The 20,368-nt window shown below is 32.5% G+C and carries 30 protein-coding genes; 13 read left to right on the plus strand and 17 right to left on the minus strand.

Annotation, left to right across the window (positions count from 1 at the left end):
• Positions 1-5: 5 nt before the first annotated feature.
• Entirely contained in the window at positions 6-518 is a 513-nt protein-coding gene (locus Nisw_RS08530) for a hypothetical protein (protein WP_141978243.1), read from the minus strand.
• A 38-nt stretch (positions 519-556) separates the two neighbouring features.
• The gene (locus Nisw_RS08535) at positions 557-1,462 is read right to left on the minus strand and encodes an NAD(P)-dependent oxidoreductase (protein WP_141978245.1); all 906 of its coding nucleotides are present in this window, start codon (positions 1,460-1,462) and stop codon (positions 557-559) included.
• A gap of 96 nt (positions 1,463-1,558) precedes the next feature.
• Here Nisw_RS08535 and Nisw_RS08540 point away from each other — a divergent pair, with 96 nt between their 5' ends.
• The 3 genes from Nisw_RS08540 to Nisw_RS08550 are packed head-to-tail and all read left to right on the plus strand — an operon-like array spanning position 1,559 to position 3,582.
• Positions 1,559-1,969 (plus strand): CoA-binding protein, encoded by a 411-nt coding sequence (locus Nisw_RS08540; RefSeq protein ID WP_141978247.1) that lies wholly within the window; start codon positions 1,559-1,561, stop codon positions 1,967-1,969.
• A 1-nt stretch (position 1,970) separates the two neighbouring features.
• The gene (locus Nisw_RS08545) at positions 1,971-2,336 is read left to right on the plus strand and encodes a hypothetical protein (protein ID WP_141978249.1); all 366 of its coding nucleotides are present in this window, start codon (positions 1,971-1,973) and stop codon (positions 2,334-2,336) included.
• Positions 2,337-2,370: 34 nt separating this feature from the next.
• A complete protein-coding gene (locus Nisw_RS08550; protein WP_141978251.1) occupies positions 2,371-3,582 on the plus strand; it encodes a redox-regulated ATPase YchF in 1,212 nt (403 codons plus the stop codon).
• Here the strand turns inward: Nisw_RS08550 and Nisw_RS08555 are convergent, their stop codons facing one another.
• From Nisw_RS08555 to Nisw_RS09295, 5 genes are read right to left on the minus strand one after another with little or no spacing between them, the layout of a single operon-like run.
• Positions 3,583-3,765 carry a hypothetical protein gene (locus Nisw_RS08555; protein WP_141978253.1) on the minus strand — a complete coding sequence of 61 codons (183 nt, stop codon included), beginning with the start codon at positions 3,763-3,765 and terminating at the stop codon, positions 3,583-3,585.
• Positions 3,758-4,669 carry a transcription initiation factor IIB family protein gene (locus tag Nisw_RS08560; RefSeq protein WP_141978255.1) on the minus strand — a complete coding sequence of 304 codons (912 nt, stop codon included), beginning with the start codon at positions 4,667-4,669 and terminating at the stop codon, positions 3,758-3,760. Before Nisw_RS08560 ends, Nisw_RS08555 begins: the two co-directional genes overlap by 8 nt.
• A complete protein-coding gene (locus tag Nisw_RS09290) occupies positions 4,669-4,821 on the minus strand; it encodes a hypothetical protein (protein ID WP_185736617.1) in 153 nt (50 codons plus the stop codon). The genes Nisw_RS08560 and Nisw_RS09290 overlap by 1 nt, the downstream gene beginning before the upstream one ends.
• A 58-nt stretch (positions 4,822-4,879) precedes the next feature.
• Positions 4,880-5,110, minus strand: a complete 231-nt coding sequence (locus tag Nisw_RS08565; protein ID WP_141978256.1) for a hypothetical protein — start codon at positions 5,108-5,110, stop codon at positions 4,880-4,882.
• A 5-nt stretch (positions 5,111-5,115) separates the two neighbouring features.
• Positions 5,116-5,256, minus strand: a complete 141-nt coding sequence (locus Nisw_RS09295) for a hypothetical protein (protein ID WP_185736618.1) — start codon at positions 5,254-5,256, stop codon at positions 5,116-5,118.
• A gap of 147 nt (positions 5,257-5,403) precedes the next feature.
• On the opposite strand from Nisw_RS09295, the gene Nisw_RS08570 reads away from it, so the two are divergent.
• The 3 genes from Nisw_RS08570 to Nisw_RS08580 are packed head-to-tail and all read left to right on the plus strand — an operon-like array spanning position 5,404 to position 7,606.
• A complete protein-coding gene (locus Nisw_RS08570) occupies positions 5,404-5,766 on the plus strand; it encodes a hypothetical protein (protein WP_141978258.1) in 363 nt (120 codons plus the stop codon).
• Positions 5,763-6,212, plus strand: coding sequence for an SRPBCC family protein (locus tag Nisw_RS08575; protein ID WP_141978259.1), 450 nt, complete (start codon positions 5,763-5,765; stop codon positions 6,210-6,212). The genes Nisw_RS08570 and Nisw_RS08575 overlap by 4 nt, the downstream gene beginning before the upstream one ends.
• Positions 6,213-6,265: 53 nt before the next feature.
• A complete protein-coding gene (locus Nisw_RS08580) occupies positions 6,266-7,606 on the plus strand; it encodes an NAD(P)/FAD-dependent oxidoreductase (protein ID WP_141978261.1) in 1,341 nt (446 codons plus the stop codon).
• A gap of 1 nt (position 7,607) precedes the next feature.
• On the opposite strand, the gene Nisw_RS08585 is transcribed toward Nisw_RS08580, so the two are convergent.
• On the minus strand, positions 7,608-8,450 hold the full coding sequence (locus tag Nisw_RS08585) for a B12-binding domain-containing protein (RefSeq protein WP_141978263.1): 843 nt from the start codon (positions 8,448-8,450) through the stop codon (positions 7,608-7,610).
• 213 nt (positions 8,451-8,663) lie between these two features.
• On the opposite strand from Nisw_RS08585, the gene Nisw_RS08590 reads away from it, so the two are divergent.
• Together Nisw_RS08590 and Nisw_RS08595 are read left to right on the plus strand one after the other, a co-directional pair.
• On the plus strand, positions 8,664-8,870 hold the full coding sequence (locus tag Nisw_RS08590) for a hypothetical protein (protein WP_141978265.1): 207 nt from the start codon (positions 8,664-8,666) through the stop codon (positions 8,868-8,870).
• On the plus strand, positions 8,871-10,250 hold the full coding sequence (locus Nisw_RS08595) for an NAD(P)H-binding protein (RefSeq protein WP_141978267.1): 1,380 nt from the start codon (positions 8,871-8,873) through the stop codon (positions 10,248-10,250). It abuts the gene before it with no gap.
• Between the two features lie 6 nt (positions 10,251-10,256).
• Here the strand turns inward: Nisw_RS08595 and Nisw_RS08600 are convergent, their stop codons facing one another.
• The gene (locus tag Nisw_RS08600; protein ID WP_141978269.1) at positions 10,257-11,183 is read right to left on the minus strand and encodes a cobalamin-binding protein; all 927 of its coding nucleotides are present in this window, start codon (positions 11,181-11,183) and stop codon (positions 10,257-10,259) included.
• Between the two features lie 94 nt (positions 11,184-11,277).
• Here Nisw_RS08600 and Nisw_RS08605 point away from each other — a divergent pair, with 94 nt between their 5' ends.
• Entirely contained in the window at positions 11,278-12,435 is a 1,158-nt protein-coding gene (locus Nisw_RS08605) for an Nre family DNA repair protein (RefSeq protein ID WP_141978271.1), read from the plus strand.
• Here the strand turns inward: Nisw_RS08605 and Nisw_RS08610 are convergent.
• Positions 12,432-12,962, minus strand: coding sequence for a YbgA family protein (locus tag Nisw_RS08610; RefSeq protein WP_255430774.1), 531 nt, complete (start codon positions 12,960-12,962; stop codon positions 12,432-12,434). The two genes, Nisw_RS08605 and Nisw_RS08610, sit on opposite strands and share 4 nt — an antisense overlap.
• Before the next feature lie 144 nt (positions 12,963-13,106).
• Here Nisw_RS08610 and Nisw_RS08615 point away from each other — a divergent pair, with 144 nt between their 5' ends.
• From Nisw_RS08615 to Nisw_RS08625, 3 genes are all read left to right on the plus strand, one after another.
• Positions 13,107-13,994 carry a peptidase gene (locus tag Nisw_RS08615; protein ID WP_141978275.1) on the plus strand — a complete coding sequence of 296 codons (888 nt, stop codon included), beginning with the start codon at positions 13,107-13,109 and terminating at the stop codon, positions 13,992-13,994.
• 98 nt (positions 13,995-14,092) lie between these two features.
• On the plus strand, positions 14,093-14,848 hold the full coding sequence (locus Nisw_RS08620) for a DUF432 domain-containing protein (RefSeq protein WP_141978277.1): 756 nt from the start codon (positions 14,093-14,095) through the stop codon (positions 14,846-14,848).
• Positions 14,848-15,672, plus strand: a complete 825-nt coding sequence (locus tag Nisw_RS08625; RefSeq protein ID WP_141978279.1) for a mechanosensitive ion channel family protein — start codon at positions 14,848-14,850, stop codon at positions 15,670-15,672. Before Nisw_RS08620 ends, Nisw_RS08625 begins: the two co-directional genes overlap by 1 nt.
• Here Nisw_RS08625 and Nisw_RS08630 read toward each other — a convergent pair whose 3' ends face one another.
• From Nisw_RS08630 to Nisw_RS08660, 7 genes are all read right to left on the minus strand, one after another.
• Positions 15,673-15,951 (minus strand): hypothetical protein, encoded by a 279-nt coding sequence (locus Nisw_RS08630; RefSeq protein WP_141978281.1) that lies wholly within the window; start codon positions 15,949-15,951, stop codon positions 15,673-15,675.
• Between the two features lie 95 nt (positions 15,952-16,046).
• Positions 16,047-16,706: a hypothetical protein gene (locus Nisw_RS08635; protein ID WP_141978283.1), complete on the minus strand. Its 660-nt coding sequence runs from the start codon at positions 16,704-16,706 to the stop codon at positions 16,047-16,049.
• 31 nt (positions 16,707-16,737) lie between these two features.
• Positions 16,738-17,049 carry a hypothetical protein gene (locus Nisw_RS08640; protein ID WP_141978285.1) on the minus strand — a complete coding sequence of 104 codons (312 nt, stop codon included), beginning with the start codon at positions 17,047-17,049 and terminating at the stop codon, positions 16,738-16,740.
• A gap of 65 nt (positions 17,050-17,114) precedes the next feature.
• Positions 17,115-17,300 carry a hypothetical protein gene (locus tag Nisw_RS08645; RefSeq protein ID WP_141978286.1) on the minus strand — a complete coding sequence of 62 codons (186 nt, stop codon included), beginning with the start codon at positions 17,298-17,300 and terminating at the stop codon, positions 17,115-17,117.
• A 43-nt stretch (positions 17,301-17,343) separates the two neighbouring features.
• A complete protein-coding gene (locus Nisw_RS08650; RefSeq protein WP_141978288.1) occupies positions 17,344-18,723 on the minus strand; it encodes a deoxyribodipyrimidine photo-lyase in 1,380 nt (459 codons plus the stop codon).
• A gap of 78 nt (positions 18,724-18,801) precedes the next feature.
• Positions 18,802-19,209 (minus strand): hypothetical protein, encoded by a 408-nt coding sequence (locus Nisw_RS08655; protein ID WP_255430775.1) that lies wholly within the window; start codon positions 19,207-19,209, stop codon positions 18,802-18,804.
• 79 nt (positions 19,210-19,288) lie between these two features.
• Entirely contained in the window at positions 19,289-19,693 is a 405-nt protein-coding gene (locus tag Nisw_RS08660) for a hypothetical protein (RefSeq protein WP_141978290.1), read from the minus strand.
• A gap of 108 nt (positions 19,694-19,801) precedes the next feature.
• Between Nisw_RS08660 and Nisw_RS08665 the strand changes: the two genes are divergently transcribed.
• Entirely contained in the window at positions 19,802-20,347 is a 546-nt protein-coding gene (locus Nisw_RS08665) for a hypothetical protein (RefSeq protein ID WP_141978292.1), read from the plus strand.
• Positions 20,348-20,368: the final 21 nt, after the last annotated feature.

Genomic DNA, 20,368 nt, shown 5'->3' on the forward strand with positions numbered 1-20,368 from the left:
TTACACTAGAAACCAATGTCGATGTCAAAACCGCCATCGTCCATACCACCATCGTCCATACCACCATCGTCCATACCACCATCTGGCATACTTTCGGCTGGAACATAATCACCCATACTGGCACCAATCATACTAAACATCATACTAAACATCATGATGTCCATGACTCCAAAAAACATCATCATTGGGAAAAATGATCTGTTATCGTCCATGAACCCTTGAAGCTTTTTCTTATCGCCACTTTGGTATAATGCTTGCATTTGATTCCATTTGTCTTTAATTTCATGTAATCTGTGGTCCAATTCGTTTGAACCTTTTTCAGTAACTTTTAACTCAATTTTTTTGCCTAGCCATCCTTTCTTTTCTTCTACTTTGATCAAGCATTTCTCTTCTAATTTCTCTAAAATTGAATTAAGTTCTTCAGGTTTAATTTGAGTTGATCTCTGAATTTTGTCAAATTTTTTCTCGCCTCGCCTGATTGCTCCTAAAACTATGACATCTTTTGCCTCTTCTTCCATGCTTCACCTAAAACATATTTCATTAAAATATTCTCTGTTTAAAGCAAATTCTTTGATTTTAATTCAGAAATCACAGCTGGAATTCCCTCTTTGTAAGAAGGATATTTGAATTGATAAATTTTAGAAATTTTTTGGTTAGACACCTTCATAGATGTAGTTAATAGTTTTATTAAATCTGAACCCAATACAGCTTTTGCCAAGAAATTGGGAACATTTCCTGGATGCTTTGCGCCTATTTGATCTGCTGTATAATTCACAAATTCTTTGAAAGTAACCGGCACTGAATCTGCTACAATATACGATTCTCCAAATCCTTTATTTTCATAAACTGCAATTGTACTCCCTACTGCATCATCTACATTCACAAAACCTTTGAAATATTTTCCTCCTCCTGGAAGTTTAAATGATTTTTTCAATAATCTTTTAATCAACATTTGATAAAACCATCCTTCTGCACCATATACATCACCAAAATGCACAACTGCAAAGTTAATTCCCTTCTTCTTACATTGTTCCTCAAGAAATTCTTGTGCCTGTAATCTAATTTTAACAAAATTTGTGTCTGGATTATAAGGATTGGATTCATTTATTGGATTATCTCCAGGATTTCCATATGCTCCCAAACCTGAAATGTAAATGATGGATTTTGTTTTATCTTGAATTGCCTTAAACAAGTTTTTGGTACCTTCTAGATTCACTTTTTCTAAAACCTTGACATTTTTTTCAAGAGGAGTATGTGATGCTAGATGAAAAACACAGTCAAAACTTCTCTCACCAAATTCTAAATTGGAATCAGTTAGATCCCCTGCTACTTCATCAGTTTCTGTCTTTGTATGTTTTCCAGGTCTAACCAATGCAGTTATGCTGTAATTTTTTTCTTTTAGACTATGTACAAGTCTTGAACCAATAAACCCAGTTGCACCCGTAACTAAAACTGATTCCATATATTGAAAATTGCCTCATATGATTTAAGATTTAGATGATTTTTCACTGGTACCAATTTTTTCAAAAATTATATTTGTGATGTTTGTAGATTAGTCATGGAACGAGACGATCATTCTGATAAACAAATTCAAGACATTTTGTCTATGAAAAAAGTTGCAGTTGTTGGAATGTCAAAAAACCCTTCAAAGGCCGCTCATTATGTTCCCCGATATCTATCTGAAAATGGATTTGACATCACACCTGTAAATCCTTCTGCTGATGAAATTTTAGGAAAGAAATGCTATGAATCTGTATCTGATATTGATGAAGACGTTGAGATTGTAGATATCTTTAGACCTTCTGATGAGGTCTTACCATTTGTTCAAGAAGCAATCAAGAAAAAACCCAAAGTTATCTGGCTACAAGAAGGAATTCACAATCCTGAAGCTGAAAAACTGGCTAGGGATGCAGGGATCACTGTTGTTTTTAACAGGTGTATGTTGGCAGAACATCAAAGATTGTGTTAGTATGGAAAACTTTGAGAATTTCTATCATGATTTGCTTGATCTAGCAAAAAAATATGAAACAAAAAACATTCCTTTGAAAATTGAAAAAGATCTTGAAAATGATATTGTAAAAATATTTGGTGAAAAAATTACTTCATTGGCAAGAGCAAAAAATGGTCTAAATGATGTAACTGAATTATCTTACACTACTGCAGAACACCATCCGTATTGGAATTTGTTGTATAATTGCTCAGAACTTGCTACTACTGTTTTAGAAAAATGGAAAGACTCACTCTCAGATGAGGATTTATCTGATATAGAGTGGACAATCAAAGAACTGGCCCATTCACTTGAAAAAATCAAAAACAAAAACAATGTTGATTCCTAGGCAGAGATAAATATTCTGAGATGAAAATTAGTTCATGCCAATCAAACTTGGACTAATTGGTAAAACCAATACTGGTAAAACTACTTTCTTTAACTCTGCAACCTTATCTTCTGAAGAAATTTCATCTTATCCATTCACTACAAAATCACCTGTGTCTGGAATTGCAAACGCAATTACTCTTTGTGTACATCCTGAATTCAAAATTCAAGATAACCCAAATAATTCAAAATGTGTTGATGGTTGGAGATACATTCCAATTGAGTTAATTGACCTTCCGGGATTGATCAAAGATGCATGGAAAGGAAAAGGATTGGGAAATCAATTTCTTTCAATTGCTGCACAGTCTGATGCATTACTTCATGTAGTTGATGCATCTGGTGGCATAGATTCAACTGGAAAAATCACTGAAGTTGGAACTGGTGATCCAATATCTGATTTTGCTGATATTGAAGAAGAATTGATTATGTGGTACCATAAAATTTTAGAAGGCAATCGTGAAAAAGTATCTAAATTAATTAATTCTGGTTCAGAATTTGTTGATGCTGTAACTGATCTTTATCGTGGAATTGGTGTTAACAAATCCCATGTAAAGGAATCTCTTGTCGCAACCGGACTTGAAGAAAAACAATTTGATGATTTTGATATGGTTGATAGCAAAAAATTTGCATCCTACTTGAGAAAAATCTCGAAACCCACGTTAATTGTTGCAAATAAAATTGATGTAGATGGGGCAGACAAGAATTTTGCTCGATTGCGAGAACGATACAATGATTCTATTGTAATACCTGTTAGTGGAGATAGTGAATTTAGTCTAAGACGTGCTGAACAAAAAGGACTGATAAAATACTCTCCCGGTTCTGAACAATTTGAAATACTAAAGTCTGATGAATTAAATGAAAAACAAACCAATGCTTTGGATTTCATTAAAAAAGGAATAATGGGAGAATACATGCGTACTGGAGTTCAATTTGCGATAAACGTTGCAGTATTCAAACTGCTTAAAATGAATTCCATATACCCTGTTGCTAATGAAACAAAACTCGCTGATAAAAAAGGAAGAATTCTTCCTGACTTGATTTTGCTTAAAGATGGTGCAACAATTAATGATCTTGCAAAAGAAATACACACTGACTTGACAAAAGGCCTTCTTTATGGAAAAGATTTGAGATATAATCTCAGATTACCTGTAGATTATCAACTAAGAGATAGAGATGTTGTGTCTCTTGTTAGTGCTGCAAAAAAATAACTACTTTTTCTTGCTTCTTGGTTTTGTTCTAAGTACTGCTTTGCAACATATACATCTAGGATCATCTATTGCTAAGAAAATCCCACAAAATGTACATCTTTTTTGTCCAATCTCATATCTTATTTTATTTGGTGCTGGTCCTGCTTTGTGCATTTCACAAATACCTCTACATGTTCTACCCATCAATTTCACCTCCTACTTTTTTCAGAATTTCTTTTGTCCTATCTCTGATTGTCACTGCACTAATTCCTGACACTTTTGAAATTTTTAACTGAGGTACCTTTTCCCCGTTTTTGATTGATGCCAGATATACTGCAGCAGATGCCATTGCCATGGGATTTTTACTAGCTGAAACCCCGTTTCTTGCAGAAAGATCTAGAATTCTGTATGCTAATCTTTCTGCCTTTTCTGAAATATTTACAGACTTTGCAATTCGAGTTACAAATTCTGTTGGATGATAAATTTCTGGTGTAATGTCTAGTTCTCTTGAAAGAAATCTGTAAATTCTCTGAATGCTTTTTTTATTGACATTTCCTGCACTTGCGACATCTTGCAGTGTTCTTGGAGTATTTGTCATTCTGCATGTAATGTATATTGCAGCACATAGCATCCCTGCAGTAGATCTTCCTGCAAGAATCTTTTTTGCAGCAATTTTTCTAAATAAATAAGCCGTTTGCTCTATGACTGGCTCTGGAAGTCCTAACTTTGCACCAATTCCATCAAGCATAGTGAATGCTTTTTGAAATGATTTGACAGAATTTGCTGAACGACTATTCCTATCCCACATTCTTAGGCGATAAAACATTCTTCTGTTTTCACTTGACAATCCTCTTCCTGTTGCATCCTTATCTTTAGATTCTATGATGGTTGACAAACCCATGTCTATCATTTTCAATGAAATTTTTCTTCCAACTCTACTATTGGTTTGATATTCTTCACTTGACATACCCAAACTTTCTGGACCACTATCTACAACTCTCTCAGATAAGACAGCACCACAGTTAGTACATGCAACTTCTCCTGTATTCAAATCCGTTATGACCTTGTTTTTTCTACAGGTCTTTTGATGGACAAGTTCTGTAATCATTAGGCTCTCCACAAAAGAATACCGCAGTCTTCACATGAAATACCAAATTCGTATGAATCAATTTTCACATTTCCACAATGAATACAAATTCTTATTTCATTATTCTTAATTTTCAAATTATCGTTGTTTTTTTGAATTAGTTCTTGTTTCATACTATAGTTATGTTTGTAAATTATTTAAGAGAAAGATGATATTTTTTCTAGTGCTAATTTATTGTAGATGTATTTGTTTTTTGTAACCAATTAAAATGAATGTAATTCCTAATAAGAATACTCCAATAGAAATTTTCTCTGCAGTAATAACGGTTGAAGTGTAAAAATGATATACAAAATCTGGTCCCCACACAATCAAATTCTGAATAGGAATTATTGTGGCTGAAATTAGAAAAATTACTCCAAATGCTGTCAGGATATTTGGTTTGTATGGTTTTAAGTGAAACATTCTTTCTATGAAACAGCAACTATGGTTGCCATTGGTTGCTCCATTTCCTTATCTTTAGAAAGTTTCTTTGAAATCATTTGAAATAACTCTTCTTCTGTCTTTGCAATTGCAGCAAATGTTGATTCTAACATACTTTCTTGTGTCATGACCTACTTTGGTCAAAATGATATTTTAGTGTGCAATAAATAAAATTCTAGTGCCAATTTATGACTATTATTTGACAATTATTTATGATGTTGGCACTATGATTATTTTTTAATTTTTATTAAATATGATGATGAACAATACAACTCATGCCTCATATTGTATTTGGTGATAGAATAGATCTAAATGATTTTTCAAAGAAATTCTCTCCTATTTTCAAAAAAGAACCTGTGCTAATAAAAATACAAACGATTTTTGTTGATAAAGATGGGCTGACAGCTCTACTCCCAACAGTTGTAATTTCTGATATTCACCAACAATTTTTAATTGAAATTTCCACCAGAAAAGACAAAACTACTATTCGACTTTATCCTAATACTGATCCTGAAAAGACTGATGGTGTAAAATTGTCTATGGCATTACTTGCTGCACAGATTATGCAAGTTTATCCTGATTTTAATATAACAAAGACAAATTTGTCTGATTATTTGGGGATGGTTAAAATATCATGAAGCAATTCACTATGAAAAGATTCTCAAAACTTCCTCAAGAATATATTTTTCAAATTAGCACTGATGTGGAAAATTTTCATAATATAATGCCAAATTATTTTAAATCATTAAATGTTTTGGATGAAACTAAATATGGCAAACTTGTTGATGAAAAAATTTCCTTTTTGGGCACTACGATTAAAATTAAAACAAAACATGTAATTATTTATCCTAACATACATGAAATTCATATTTTAACAGGTCCCCTGAAGGGAACTTCATTTGTTGAATATTATGATAAAACTGAAGATGGAACTATGGTTACTATTGATGTTAGTTTGAAATTCAACAATTTTTTTAGATTGTTTTCTTTTATGCAAAACATCCTTGCTAAAAAAATGAGTAAAACTATGGATGAGTTTATTTTATCTGTTGAAAAATATGCACTTGTAAACTCTCATGGTTAGCACTATGTTTATTCTTTATCACTAGATAAATATCAATAAGACCACAAAAAATTATGCCAAATGATGTTTTCATAATTGGTGCTGGTGTGGGTGGGTTAACCACTGGTGCATTGCTTGCAAAGAAAGGATATTCTGTAAAAATCCTTGAAAAATCTTCAAAATTGGGGGGCAGAACTGCTTCATTACTGTATAAAAACCACATTTTGGATAATGGATTTCATATTATGCCCTTTTACAAAAAATCTGCAATTTTTGAAGTGTTGAAAAGCATTGGAATTGAATCTAGATTAAAACTGGCAAAAGTGGATGACATTGCATTTCATTCTGATACTGGATTCCATAAATATCCTAAAGGAATGGGTGATTTACTTCAATTATCTTTAATTCCTATGAAGAGTAGAATACGCCTCCTTAAATTACTCCTTCCAATGGCATTTACTTCTATCAAAAAAACTGAAGAATGGGATGACAAATCTCTTACTGAAATAACTAAAAAATTAGATGATGACACAAAGGCCTTTTTTGAAGCCGTGTGCATGTTAGCTTTTGCTGATACTGCTGATCATATTTCATTAGGTGAATTTGCAAGAACCATTATACGTGCAAATCCGTTTAAGGGTGGGACCAGCGAATTTGCATATCCAGATAATGGTGGATATGATTCAATTTCCCATGTCTTGGCAGACTATATTATTGAAAAAAATGGAAAAATCGAGACAAATCAATCTGTAAAAAAAATTGTAATTACTGATTCTAAAGTTACTGGTATTATCACTAAAGATGATTCATTTTTTCCTACAGACTGTGTTGTAATTTCCTATCCGGCATATATGGCCTTAAATCAATTGTTTGATGAAGATATAATTGACAAAAAATTCATAGAAAAAATTAATCGTTTAGACAAAAAAACTGCTGTAGTCGAAGTTCATTTTGCATTGAATTCTAAAATCGATTCAAGACAAGTTGTTTTTCCTGTAGGGGAGCATTATGTTACAAAAGGAATATTTTTCATCTCAAACATTACCCCTTCTGTTTCTCCCTCTGGTGAACATTTGATAATTGCTGGTACTCCTGTAGACCCATCTGTCGCAGATGATTCTAAGAAAATTAAACAAATTGTACAATTGATGAAAACAGAAATTTCATCAATTTATCCAGACTTTAACTCATCTTTACTGTGGGAGAGGCCTATGGCTTGGAAATTAGTTGAATCTGTAGTAAAAGAGCCTGGGATGGTATGGAAATCAAAAATGCCTCACCAAATTCCAGGCATAGAAGGCTTGTTTTTTGTAGGTGATTCTACTGTTAGTTATGGAATTGGAACTGATTCTGCAGCACATAGTTCCATTTTGTGTAGACCAAAGATTGAATCTTTCCTTCAGGTCAAAAAATAGATTAAATCTTTCTTAAAATTTTTGGAAGTTCCTCTAAACCACAATCTGGAATTATTGCACCTTCAAATTTTGGAATTTTTTTTGCTTGAAGTGCATATCCTCCAATTAACACTGGAATATCTGTATGTTCTTTGATTTTTTTAACTAGTCTTTGCCCTGCCATAAGATTATCTTCTAATGTAATTGAAATGAAAACAACTTCCGGTTTATTATTGTCAATAAAACTAAGAATTGATTCAGTTGGCATTGAAACTCCCATATTGTAAACCTTGAATCCTTTAATCGAGAGATATGTTTCCATCACATCACATCCTAAACGATGTTCTTCTCCTATTGGCAAACAAATGAGGATCTTTTTCTTTTTTCCTGTACTTGACACCGTATCCATAATTATTTTGACAAGTGTTTGGGCAACGTTACTTGCAACATGTTCCGTAGCAATACTAATTTTTCCTGTGGCCCACTCGTCGCCAATTTTATACATTGTGGGTTTTAGAATTTTATCAAAAAAATCTGATGTATTAAATATTTTTATATATTCATCGTAAATTTTCATAGATTCTTGTATGTTACCTTCTGTTAATTTTTTGTATAATTGCTGTTTTGATTTTTTTGTAGCATCTTCTCTTTTCTTGATATCTTTTGGATTGTATAATGCTAAAACTGATAATACTTTAGGATCATTTCTGTAGTCTACTGGAATGTCATCTTTTACTACTTCGGATGCTTTTCCAAGATATTTGATAATTTCTTGTTTTGAAGTGCTCTTTTTTGAATCCCAGATGCTTTTAACTAAATACAGGTATTGATCTGATTTTACTTTCTTTGCTCTTATGTATACCATAATTTTCTTTAGTGGTATGTTATATAACTAATGCTAACTCCATTTTCTAGTGGTAAATTATCATTTAAGTGGATAATTTGTGATTCTTTATTCGTACATTGTTCAAAAATTATTATGATTTGGCACTAGTAACAATAATTATCACTAGTTTAAATAATTTTGAAACGCATAATCATCCATGTATAAAATTCATCAAAAAAGGAGACATGTCTAATGGATAAAACAATTCTTTTTACAGGCATTGCCTTGATTGGTCTTGGTGGTGGATTTTTAGCTGTACAAAACTTTGATGCATCACTACATTCAGCATTTGTCACTGGAGGATATCTCTGGTTAGGGATGGGTGGTCTAACAATTGCATTAGGTTTTAATGTCAAAAAAGAGAAACAAAACCCACAAATGATGGGAGCACTAAGATAAATGGAACAAATGGTTTATCAATCTCCTACCTCTCATTACAAACCTTTTTCAATTTTGGTTACTGGTGCCACTGGTTTTATTGGCTCAAGATTAATTTCATCATTAGTTTCTTCTGGTTATACAGTAAAAGGTCTTAGTAGAAAACAATTACCTGGTAATGATAAAGTAAAATACGTTAAAGCAGATGTTTTCAATTTTGATGAATTAAAAAATGCAATGGCTGGTATTGACACTGCATATTATTTACTTCACTCTATGGAAGGAGATAAAGGAGATTGGCAAGAATTTGCTAAAAGAGAAAAAATCCAAGCTCAAAATTTTCTTAGAGCTGCAACAGAGTCTGGTGTAAAACGAATTATCTATCTTGGCGGTTTAGTTAATGATGATCTTGATCTCTCCCCACATATGCGTAGTAGAAAAGAAGTTGGGGAAATTCTTGCATCAGGTGATATACCTGTAACTGAATTTAGGGCTTCTATAATTATCGGCGCAAAAGGTGGTTCTTATGCCATGCTTCGTTATCTTGTTGAAAGATTGAGGGTTATGGTTTGCCCATCTTGGGTAAAGTCCTTAGCTCAACCCATTGCAGTAGATGATGTAGTAGAATACCTTACTAAATCTCTCTCAAAACCTGAAACTATAGGTAAGATTTTCGAGATTGGTGGTCCTGATAAAATAACTTATGAGGAATTAATGCGTGTTTATTCTGCATATCTGAACAAGAATCTGTTTGTCATACAAATTCCATTTTTGACTACTAGACTATCGTCGTATTGGGTTGATCTTATCACTCCTGTTAAAGCATCACTTGCAAGACCTCTGATAGATAGTTTGGTTCATGATACTGTAGTTACTGATGATTCTATCACAAAAATTATTCCTATCCACCTAAAATCAGTTCGTGAAGCAATCGATATTGCAACAAAAGAAATGAAATCAGATCCTCCTCAAATGGAACAAAGAGAGGAAAAAACAGGTTTCAAAATTAACCAAAAACTAATTCAAATTTCTCTATTTGCATTAGCTGTAATCGGTTCAAGTTACTATTGGTTAGATGATAGAACTGATGTCTATGAACCACTATGGTTGATTGGTTCTGCAATTTGGTATGTTACAATTGTATTTGCAATAATATTCATTCACAACAAAACTCGTTTGGGATACTTGATTGCAGGTGTGTTGTCTTGGATTACCTTGGCCTTCTGGTTGTTTGATAACTACTATGTGTTGTTTGAAACATCACTGATTGCAAATCCTCCAAATGATTTGATGATCATAAGAAATTTTGTTGGCATCTTTGTAGTTATATTGACTGTTATTGCATCTCACAACTTATTCCACAAGGTAATTGATTATCAATACAAAGGCAAACCAATATGATTGAATTTATTGGTAAACTCTTACAAAAGAATTCTTTGAAACATTAATGTCTTCAAATTTTTCTGGATGAATTATTTTTGCCAGTATTTCTATTCCTTCAATTGTTCTGATGCTAGGTTTACTGAAAAATGAATTGGCATCTACTGCAAAAACAGCCTGATTTTGCACTGCTTTGAGGCTGTTCCACCGCTCATCTTTTTCTAATATGTTACTGTATTCTGAAATTGTTCGCTTTGTATCAAATCCACATGGCATGAGAATTATTATGTCTGCATCAGAGTTTGATATCTCTTCAAAACCCATGCGTCTTGAATGCTCTCCTGTTTTGCTTATTGTGTTCTTTCCTCCTGCAATTTCTATCATTTCTGGAACCCAATGACCCGCTGTAAAAAATGGTTTTATCCACTCAATTGCTAGAACTTTTGGAATATTGGCATGTCCTGCATTTCTTATTTTTTGAATTCTTTTTTTCAATAACTCTGAAATTTCTTTTGCCTTACCATCTTCTCCTAAAATTTCTCCTAACTTGATTACTGAGTGCAAAATTTCTGATATATTATGTGGATCCATTGAATGAATTATTGGTTTTTTATTGAGAACTCGCAATGCATTGTTAACCTGATTGGTGTATGCGGCACACACTTCGCACGTTTCTTGAGATATTATGAGATCTGGATTGGCATCCTTTAGATTTTTTTCATTTAAAATGAAAATATCTTTTCCCTCTTTAAGAAGTTGGCATGTTTGTGTATTGATTTCATTGCTTGATAACATGTCAGAATCTATTACTGAACTAATTACTTGGGGTTTTGAAATTGCTTCACTAGGGAATTTGCATTCGTGTGTTACACCGTATATCTTATCTTGAACTCCAAACTCGTATAGTAATTCTGTTGCACTAGGTAAGAATGAAACAATTCTGTTTATTGTCATGACCATTCTTGACATTTGGGAATAACAAGTGTTTACTTCTCGTCAATTTCAATAATTAGTCAAGTTATTAGGTACAAATCAGGCATGAATTTCAATGTCTTTGAATTCTCAAGATATCCGTCGTTCAATTTTAACAAAATGGCATGATACATTATCAAAATATGGAAATTTGTTTTCTTCTGATTCAATCAGTGGAACCAGCCCTCCGTCAATATTTGTTGGATCGTACAATTATCCTCAAGTCTTTGTTGGTCCAATGGTTCCTCCAATTCATGGTGATACTAGTTTACTTGACAGTCCTGAAAAATGGACAGGAAAATCTTTAGAAGAAATTGTAAACTTTAGATTGAATTTAGTTCGTGGTACACAAAAAATGTCCGTTGATAAAACTGATGGACGATACATTGAAAATTTACAGGAAGTTGCAATGTCTTCAAAACCAACTGATTCTGATTTGATTTTTCAAAAATCTGTATCTTCTAGTATTTCTCTTGACGGGGAAAGCGCCCCATTTGGTCCTGTTGGAGAAATAAAATCTGCCAAATTTTCTGGAACCTCTTCTGTAAAGTCCATTGAAAAAACATACTATGACAAAGATTTGAAAGCACAGGATGCCGTTATGAATTTGTACAATTCTGGAATTGATATTTCAAAAATTCAAAAATGTTTTAGCATTGGAATGCTTGGTCAAAAAAGAAAACTTGTTCCAACCAAATGGAGTATAACTGCAACTGATGATATTATTTCAAAATCTCTTGCAGATGAAGTATTGGATTATGGATTAATTGATTCTTGTAGGGTTTTTTCATACGCTCATCTTGGAAATAATTTCTCTGTGGTTTTGTTCCCTCATCGATGGATATACGAGATGGTTGAGGCTTGGTATTCTAACGGTATTCTTGGATTTGGTTCTGATTATGAGGATGCTCGTGGCATTGGTCATCCTCCTGCAATAGCAGGTGCATATTTTGCTGCCAAATTAGCAGTACTGGAGTATCTAAATGAGGAAAAGATTCAATCAGGAGTTGTAATTTTACGAGAAATTCGTCCTGAATATGCAATTCCTGTGGGTGTATGGCAAGTTCGTGAAGGAATTCGTGAAGCAATGAAACAAACGCCTGTCATCACAAATGATTTTGATCATGCACTGAATTTGGCATCTGAGAAAATGAGTATTAGCAAGTCTGAATGGCTTTCTCATGGAAATATTTCAAAATTAATGAGACAAAAAACCCTTTCAGACTTTTTCTAGCTTTTCTGAGATAACATTTGAAACAAATTTCCTGGTTGTGGATCTGAATATAATAGAAAATATGTTTGACTTGCAAGATATGTGTTATTGAATCGATAAATAATTGGATTTATCTCAGATAATATTTTGCCGATAGTTATCTCCTCTCTTTTGAACTCATTTAATAATTCAAAAAATTGTTCTTTTTCTGACTGACTGAAATTTTTTGAGAAATATCCAAAAATATGCATTATTACATTTGAATGTGATTTTATGGTAGGAGATCTTTCTAGTGCAATCTTTAGATGTTTTTCATATTCTGACATTATGTCTAGTAGTGAGATTTTTTTGTAACTTGCAACAATACTCCCTAAAATTTTTAGTTGATCTTGATTATGTGCCATGATCATGTATTTATTCATGGCTTGAAACGAAACAAGATTTTTGATTTTACCTTGTTTCACATCTTCAAATCTTTCTAAGACATATTCCTTGATGTCTTTCTCTGATAGTTTTGGTGTGTCTATAATCTCTTGTTTTTCACTCACTCTAGAAGATCGACTCTGTTTGCATATAAACAAGGACAGTCTGTAATTCATTTACCACTAGTTTTGTTGGCCAGAATGATATTATTTAGCACTAGAAATATCAGTTACCACTAGCTTATATAGGATAAGTGTAAAAATGCATTAATGAAAACCGCAATAACTGCAATTGCCGCAATACTTCTAATTACTACCACTGTTTCTTCTGCACATGCAGAAGTTCCATCCTGGGTAAAGAACAATGCAGGTTGGTGGGCCGATGGCTCCATTTCTGAATCTGATTTCCTAAAAGGAATTGAGTTTCTAATTAACGATGGAATAATTCAAGTTCCTCCAACAACTGTATCTTCACAATCCTCTGAAGGTGTTCCATCCTGGGTAAAGAACAATGCAGGTTGGTGGGCCGATGGAACCATTTCTGATGGTGAATTTGTAAATGGAATTCAGCATTTGATGTCTATGGGACTAATCACAGTTGCTTCAGCAGAACAAACTGGTGACCTCAAAAACACTGATTCAAAGTTAGCAGAATTAGAGGCCGAACTTGAGAAATGTTCTGAAATTACTAAAGCCTACAAACGACTTGATTGTGAAAAACCTATCAAACAAGCAATCAAAATACACGAATACAAATCTAATGCTCAAAAATTTGACTTGGGACCAATTACCTATTATTGGACCGGACTTGGCTCTGAAGGAAATGAGTTTAAGATTACTGCTACAGGCCAACCTCTATTGTCAATTAGAATGCTTGCTGAGAACACCAGTTCTGAAATTGCTGCACTAAACTGTACTAGTCCACAAATATGTGCGTATGATGTATGGGATGGCTCAAAGGCCTTCAAATACTCTGGCATGGACTTTACTAGTGGACAAATTGTGTTAAATCCAGGAGATGCTAGAGAGTTTAACATTCTCTTTGGTCCAAACATTGGATATGGTGGAACCGAGTTTGAATATGATTCCTCAAAAGACTATGTCTTTAGAATCGCAGAAGACTTTGGCAGCGCAAATATTCCTCTAAACATAGAGTAATATCCACATTTTCTTATTTTTTACCTTTTTGAAGTAATTTTTTATTGTGTTAAAATACAATAGCATAAATTCTGGATTTTATCATGTATGATACTAACATGAGTAATGTTTCCGTTGAGAAGTCTTTTTCAAATTATGGGGTTTATGAAATTGACGACTCTTTAACCTTGAATCTCCCAAATACTGAGATTAGGATCAAAAAAATTAGCCATAATGTTTTTTCATATGTTCGAAAAAACACTGAAGATGATTTAACTGAAAAAATCATTCCTGTAAAATCACCTACATTACAAATCGAACTATGTCCGATCAGACCTTTGAATTTCCCTGCAAGGCGAACTGATTATGTTTATTTGGATTTTGAAACTCCTGTTTTTTTATCTGAAAATTCATCCGCAACAATTTTTGCATTATGTCCAATCGAAATAGGAGTGTTTTTTGTACATGATAATCACAAAGATTCTTTGGATTGTTTTACATGTGATCCAACTAATTCTCGTTTTTGTCTTTATGGTTCGCCTGAATCTGGAACTCTATGTAAATATGCAAAAACTCAGATTGTTGAATCTTATGATGATTCTACACCTTTTGTGAATGCTGTATTGAAAATAAACCTTCGAAATGAACTCACTAAAGGCTTTAGTATCGGTAAAGTTGTTTTTCCTATATCTGACAATTCTGTTTATTATCAAAATTCAAAAGCAATAACTGATTCTGTAAATGCAATATTGAAGAAAAAACTAACTCTTGAAATAATAGATGTAGATCCTGAAAAAATACAAACCGATTTTATTTTGTCTCCAACATATGAAAGAGTTGAATCTACAAAACGTATGGACATGGGTGTTGATTAATGGTTTTTGAGTCTTTAGGTTCTTTATCTGAAATTGAAATTGTTGGTGGTTTGACTTTGCTTACATTATTGATTGGTGGAATTATCATGGCCATTGGAGTAATTATTGCAAGAACTGTGCGATTATTATTTACAAAATACTATGCTCCAAAATTACCTCAAGATTCTGCAAAAAATTTAGGTAAACTGATTTACTTTGGAATAATCATTTTATCTTTTTTGGTTTTCACATCTACCACCGGAGTTGATTTTTCTGGTTTGCTTGTTGCAGGAGGTATTTTTGGTATTGTGATTGGTTTTGCTACTCAATCTGTTGTTTCTAATTTGATATCTGGTATTTTCTTGATGATTGAAAAACCTGTAAAACAAGGTGATAAAATTGAGATTCCTGGTTCTGATGTTGTCGGAACTCTTTTAGATATTAGTACATTTTCTGTTCGCGTTAGGAAGTTTGATGGGACAATTATTAGAATTCCCAATGAATCTTTTTTTACATCAAACATACGTTCTCTTTCGTCTACCCCTGTAAGACGTTCTGAGGCTATAATCGGAATTGCATATAAAGAAGACATTGAAGGTGCGATATCTGTTATTGAAAAAGAAATCCGTAAGTCTATGAGCTTTGTTTTAATTTTACCTAAACCTGAATTTCGAATTAATGAACTAGCTGATTCTAGTGTGAATATTGAAATTTTGGTTTGGCACCCAAGAGATGATTGGGACCAAGTGGGCCCTATTTTACTTAAAGTTGCTAAAAAGGCATTAGATGATAATGGTATAGAAATCCCATTTCCTCAACGTGTTATTTGGAATGCAAAAGAATAGTTATGCTGTTTTCACAGACATCTTTTGTGATTGTCTTTTCTTAATTAGACTGTACATGATCATTCCAACATTAACAATTGAAACAATCTCAATCAAGTCTACTCCATACAAGAACCAATCAATTACCGGATGAACTCTTGAAACAAGTCCTGCTTCTAACATGATGTCTGCATTCCAAATCATGTGTGGAACTTGAATGAATTGAATGATTGCAATCACGATTATACTTCCAAGTATTTTGTTTTCATACCATTTCCAAAATTTATTCCATGCATTCATGGATTGATTTAGTTTTTAATTCTATTAAACAACACGAAAATTAGACCAAACTAATTAGACTGAACTAATTTTTTTGTGCGTAAGTTTTTGTGAAATTAGCTAAAGCTTTTCGTTTTTCTTTTTCTTTTTTTAATGATAACGATTACTGGTATGCTGCATATTGCAATAAAAATTCCAAAAACAATCAGAATTGAGAAATAATCATTAACAAATAATTTTGTGTCTAGCCATGCTTTAGGTAACAATGTAAACATATTCTCTCCTGAAAAATCCTCTATTTCTCCAACCGCCAAACTATATTTTCCACTTTGATTTTTTTCATCGGTAACAATAATGAAATATTTACCATCACTGGGTATTTCTGTTCTCAACTCCTGTCTTTCCCAATATGTCACTTGACCAAATGGTTCATAGAATTCATTTCCTGGAAACCCTTTTTCATAAATTATTTTTTGTATGTTTGAGTTATCCTCTTTCATTAACACAAGACTGGGTGAATAATCTTCTAGTCCCTCAATTTTTGGAATTACAATACTTGCATAAAATGAATCTCCTTTTTTGGCATCAAATGTGTAAAATTTTGCCTCATTTGTGCCTAGATTTTCATAAATTGCCCATGAAATTTTATGATCCGGAATCAACAACGCAGACTCGAAGTCTCTATGCGAATCATCATGGCTAATTAGTTTGTGACCAAACGCTTGATTCGTAGAAACTAGAATTAGAACAAATATCAAGAAATGGGTTTTTTTCATATCATATACTTCCTTTACCTTAAAACGATTCTCAGATTACCTCGCTAAGTTTTTTTAATTTTTTTAAATTTGTAATTTCTATATCGTTACTTAATGTAACAATTTTTGCAAGTTTGGGATTTGCATCTTTGCCTAATTTCAATATGGTATCTCCTTGAAATCTAATTTCTAGTGTAACATTTTCATTTTTGAGTTTTTTTGCCAGATTTTTTGCTTCAGATAATTGCTTTATGATTCCAGGTTTCTCTGACACTTTAATTGGAATATCTATTATGTCTAAAACTCTTAGGTTCTCTTTTGCTGAAAAATTTATTGAGGGCTCATTATTGCACTTGACACTCAAATTCCCATTTGATAAAGATAATAAAAAATTGGCTGAGAGATTGATTTTTTTCATTCTCACTAACCTCACTTTGCTGTAATTGTCAGCTTACCTGTTAGGGCAACTGTTCCTGTGGGGACAACTTTACCATTTTTTTCAACCTTGCCTTTCATCTCAAGATTGTCAAAATCATAAGTGATTGAGGCGTGTTTTTCTGTCAGTTTGTCAAATACTTCTGCAAGTAAATTTGCCCATTCTTGCTCTTCTGCCATGGAAGATGTACTGTTTTATCATATTTAACATAGTGATAAATTTTCAACTAGTGCTAAATTTTTTAAAAATATCTTTTGCTTTTTTTGATTCGACACTGTGTTCTACTATGGGGCTTGGATATTCTAATTTTTCAGGGAATTTTTTCCATAATTCATGAATAGTTTTACTAGGGACATCACTTAATTCTGGAATCCATTTTTTAATATATTTGCAATCAGGATCAAATCGTTTTTGTTGAATCCATGGATTAAAAATTCTAAACCATGGTTGGGCATCACAACCTGTTGATGCAGACCACTGCCAATTCCCAACATTTACACATGTATCATAATCAATCAGTTTTGTACTGAAATATCTCTCCCCCCACCTCCAATCAATATGCAAGTCTTTTGTTAGAAATGATGCCACAATCATTCTGACTCTATTGTGCATCAGTCCTGTTTGATTTAACTCCCTCATACCTGCATCCACTATTGGAAATCCTGTTTCTCCGTTGGCCCATTTTGAAAATACTGATTTATCTTTTTTCCAGGGAATTTTTTGAAAATTTTTGATAAATTCTTTTGAATAACTTTGTGGAAAGTGATACATCAAATATGTAAAAAAATCTCTCCAAAAAAGCTCTGAAATGATGGTGTGATTTGCGCCTAGTTCTTTTTTACATTCTAGAAAAATTTCTCGAATGGAACAAGTCCCAAATTTGTTATGTGCAGATAATAATGACGTTCCATTTTTTGCCGGAAAATCCCTTTCTGAATCATAATTTCTCAAATTTTTCAAATTCTTTAGTAATTTTAAACATGAACTTCTACCTCCTGGCAGAAGAAATGTATTTTTTCTCTCTTCTTTTAAGAAATTTTTTGATGTACTTTCAAATTTAATTTTTTGACGTGCAAAGTTTCCAAATTTGTATTTTTGTGGATTTCTGACTGGTAATTCTTTTGCCTTTCTAAAAAATGCTGAAAATACTTTGTAGGGTTCTCCCTTTATTGTCTTAATTGTATCTGGATCTTGTAATAATGAATCCTGAGTTAAAATAAAATCCATTTTGTTTTTGTGACATTTATTTCTGATTTTATTTTCTCTCTTTATGCTAAACGGTGTATAGTCTTTGTTCATAAAAATTGCATCAATTCTGATTTCTTTGATAATTTTTTGAATAACTTTTTCATAGTTTCCTGAAAAGAAATATAATTTTGATTTATTTTCTTTTAGTTGCGCATCTAAATCTGAGAGAGATTCTTTTAAAAATTGTAATCTGAATTCACTGAATTTTGGATTTGATTTTGAAATAATCTTTTCATCCCAAATGAAACATGGAAAAACTTTTGAAGAGAATTTTGATGCATTTATCAAACCTGTGTTGTCTTCAAGACGTAAATCTCTTCTAAACAAAAACAGAGAATTTTGATATTTTCTCATTTAATCTGTCACCATTTCTCAAATTTTCTATTCAAATTAACCACTTTTTGGAAATTCAGAAAAATAGTTTTCTGATCCTTATTTTTGTGATTTTATAAAATCTACTATGGATAGAATTTTCCCCATATCTGCAAGGTGTCCATAACTTTTTTTATTTCCGAATGGTGACTTTTTTTGTGGCTCATTAGTCATTGTACAGTATAACATATTTCCGCTTTCAAGGGGAACGGTAATCCTCTTAATTTTTTCATATGATGCTATCGTATACATTCCATTTCCAATGTAATTTTTTACACGTGCATTTTCATCCCATCCATGTAATGCTCTTGTCAATGTTTGTTTTGTTTCTTCAAATGGAACCAAATTTTTTAGACCTTCTCTTTGACTCCACCATAATATCTCGCCTTTGTTATTTGATACGGCTGCAAATCTAATATCCTTGTTAAAATCCATCAACATGTTGAGGAGTTTTTCTAATTTTTCCATAAGAATCATCTATCTTTTTTGTTAATAAATTTTTTAAATTACTCTGCTAGTGCTAAAATCATTAAAAATTAACTTGTTACTACTCAAATGTGTTGACAAAGTCTACAATTGACAAAATCTTTCCCATTTCAACTAATTTTCCATAACTATGTTTTTTTGTATTTTTCATAGGGGTGTTGTCTACGCTCAAAAACAACATGTGAAATGCATCTATAGGGAGAGTTACTCTTTTAGTTTTTTCAAATGATGTAATATGGTATAATGGCTGTCCTAATGGGACTCTGTCTGCTGCCTTGGATCTGTCAATCCAATCATCTGATTCCCGCTTTAAAGCTCTCTTAGTTTCAGACAATGGGACTTGTAATTTGTTAGATGATCTTTTGGAACTCCACAAAATCTCCCCTTTGGTATTACTAATTATTGCAAGCCTGATATTCTCATCAAAATCCATCAACATATTGAGAACTTTCTCATAACGGCTCATAGGAAATCTTAAACTTTAGATAATAAAAAGAATTTGTTATTTATAAACAAGTGCTAACGATTTTGCTGAACGGATTAACTTATATCTTATTTTTAAAAATCTCTTTGTATGGGAAAACACTATGAAGGTTTTGTCGGTAGTATATGGGATGAATTTCCTCAACTAGCCGAATGGCACGATGATGATCCTAAGTTACTTCAGAAGTGGAGTTTAGATAAATTCATTGAAGCAGGATATCATAACTTTCATGCAGAAAGAAAGCAATTATACCATATCAGTAAACTAATCGAAAACTATGCAAGAGATAATGAGCAACCACTACTTGCAACTTTTGAAACAATAGCTCGCTACAAATTTGTTGAAAATAGATACCAAAAATTAATTGAGAAAATACCAAAAATTTGGGTTGTTGCAGACTATGGAAAAACAAGTCTTACAACTCCGCCAAAAATTGAAGTGATTAATTGTAAGGATACTGAACTTGTAGATGTTTGGAGTGTTATTACAAGAGGACCTTATGGTACATTTGGATTAATTGCAGAAGAATATGAAGATGGAAAATTTCGAGGATTTTTCACTCTAAATCAAAATGTTTGTAGATTGGCAGTAAATTCCATGGGTAAAATTTTGGGGAAAAAATTCAGTCTTCAATAATTTTACAAGTTTTAAAATGCG

Source organism: Candidatus Nitrosopumilus sp. SW, from assembly GCF_006740685.1.
Classification (GTDB): domain Archaea; phylum Thermoproteota; class Nitrososphaeria; order Nitrososphaerales; family Nitrosopumilaceae; genus Nitrosopumilus.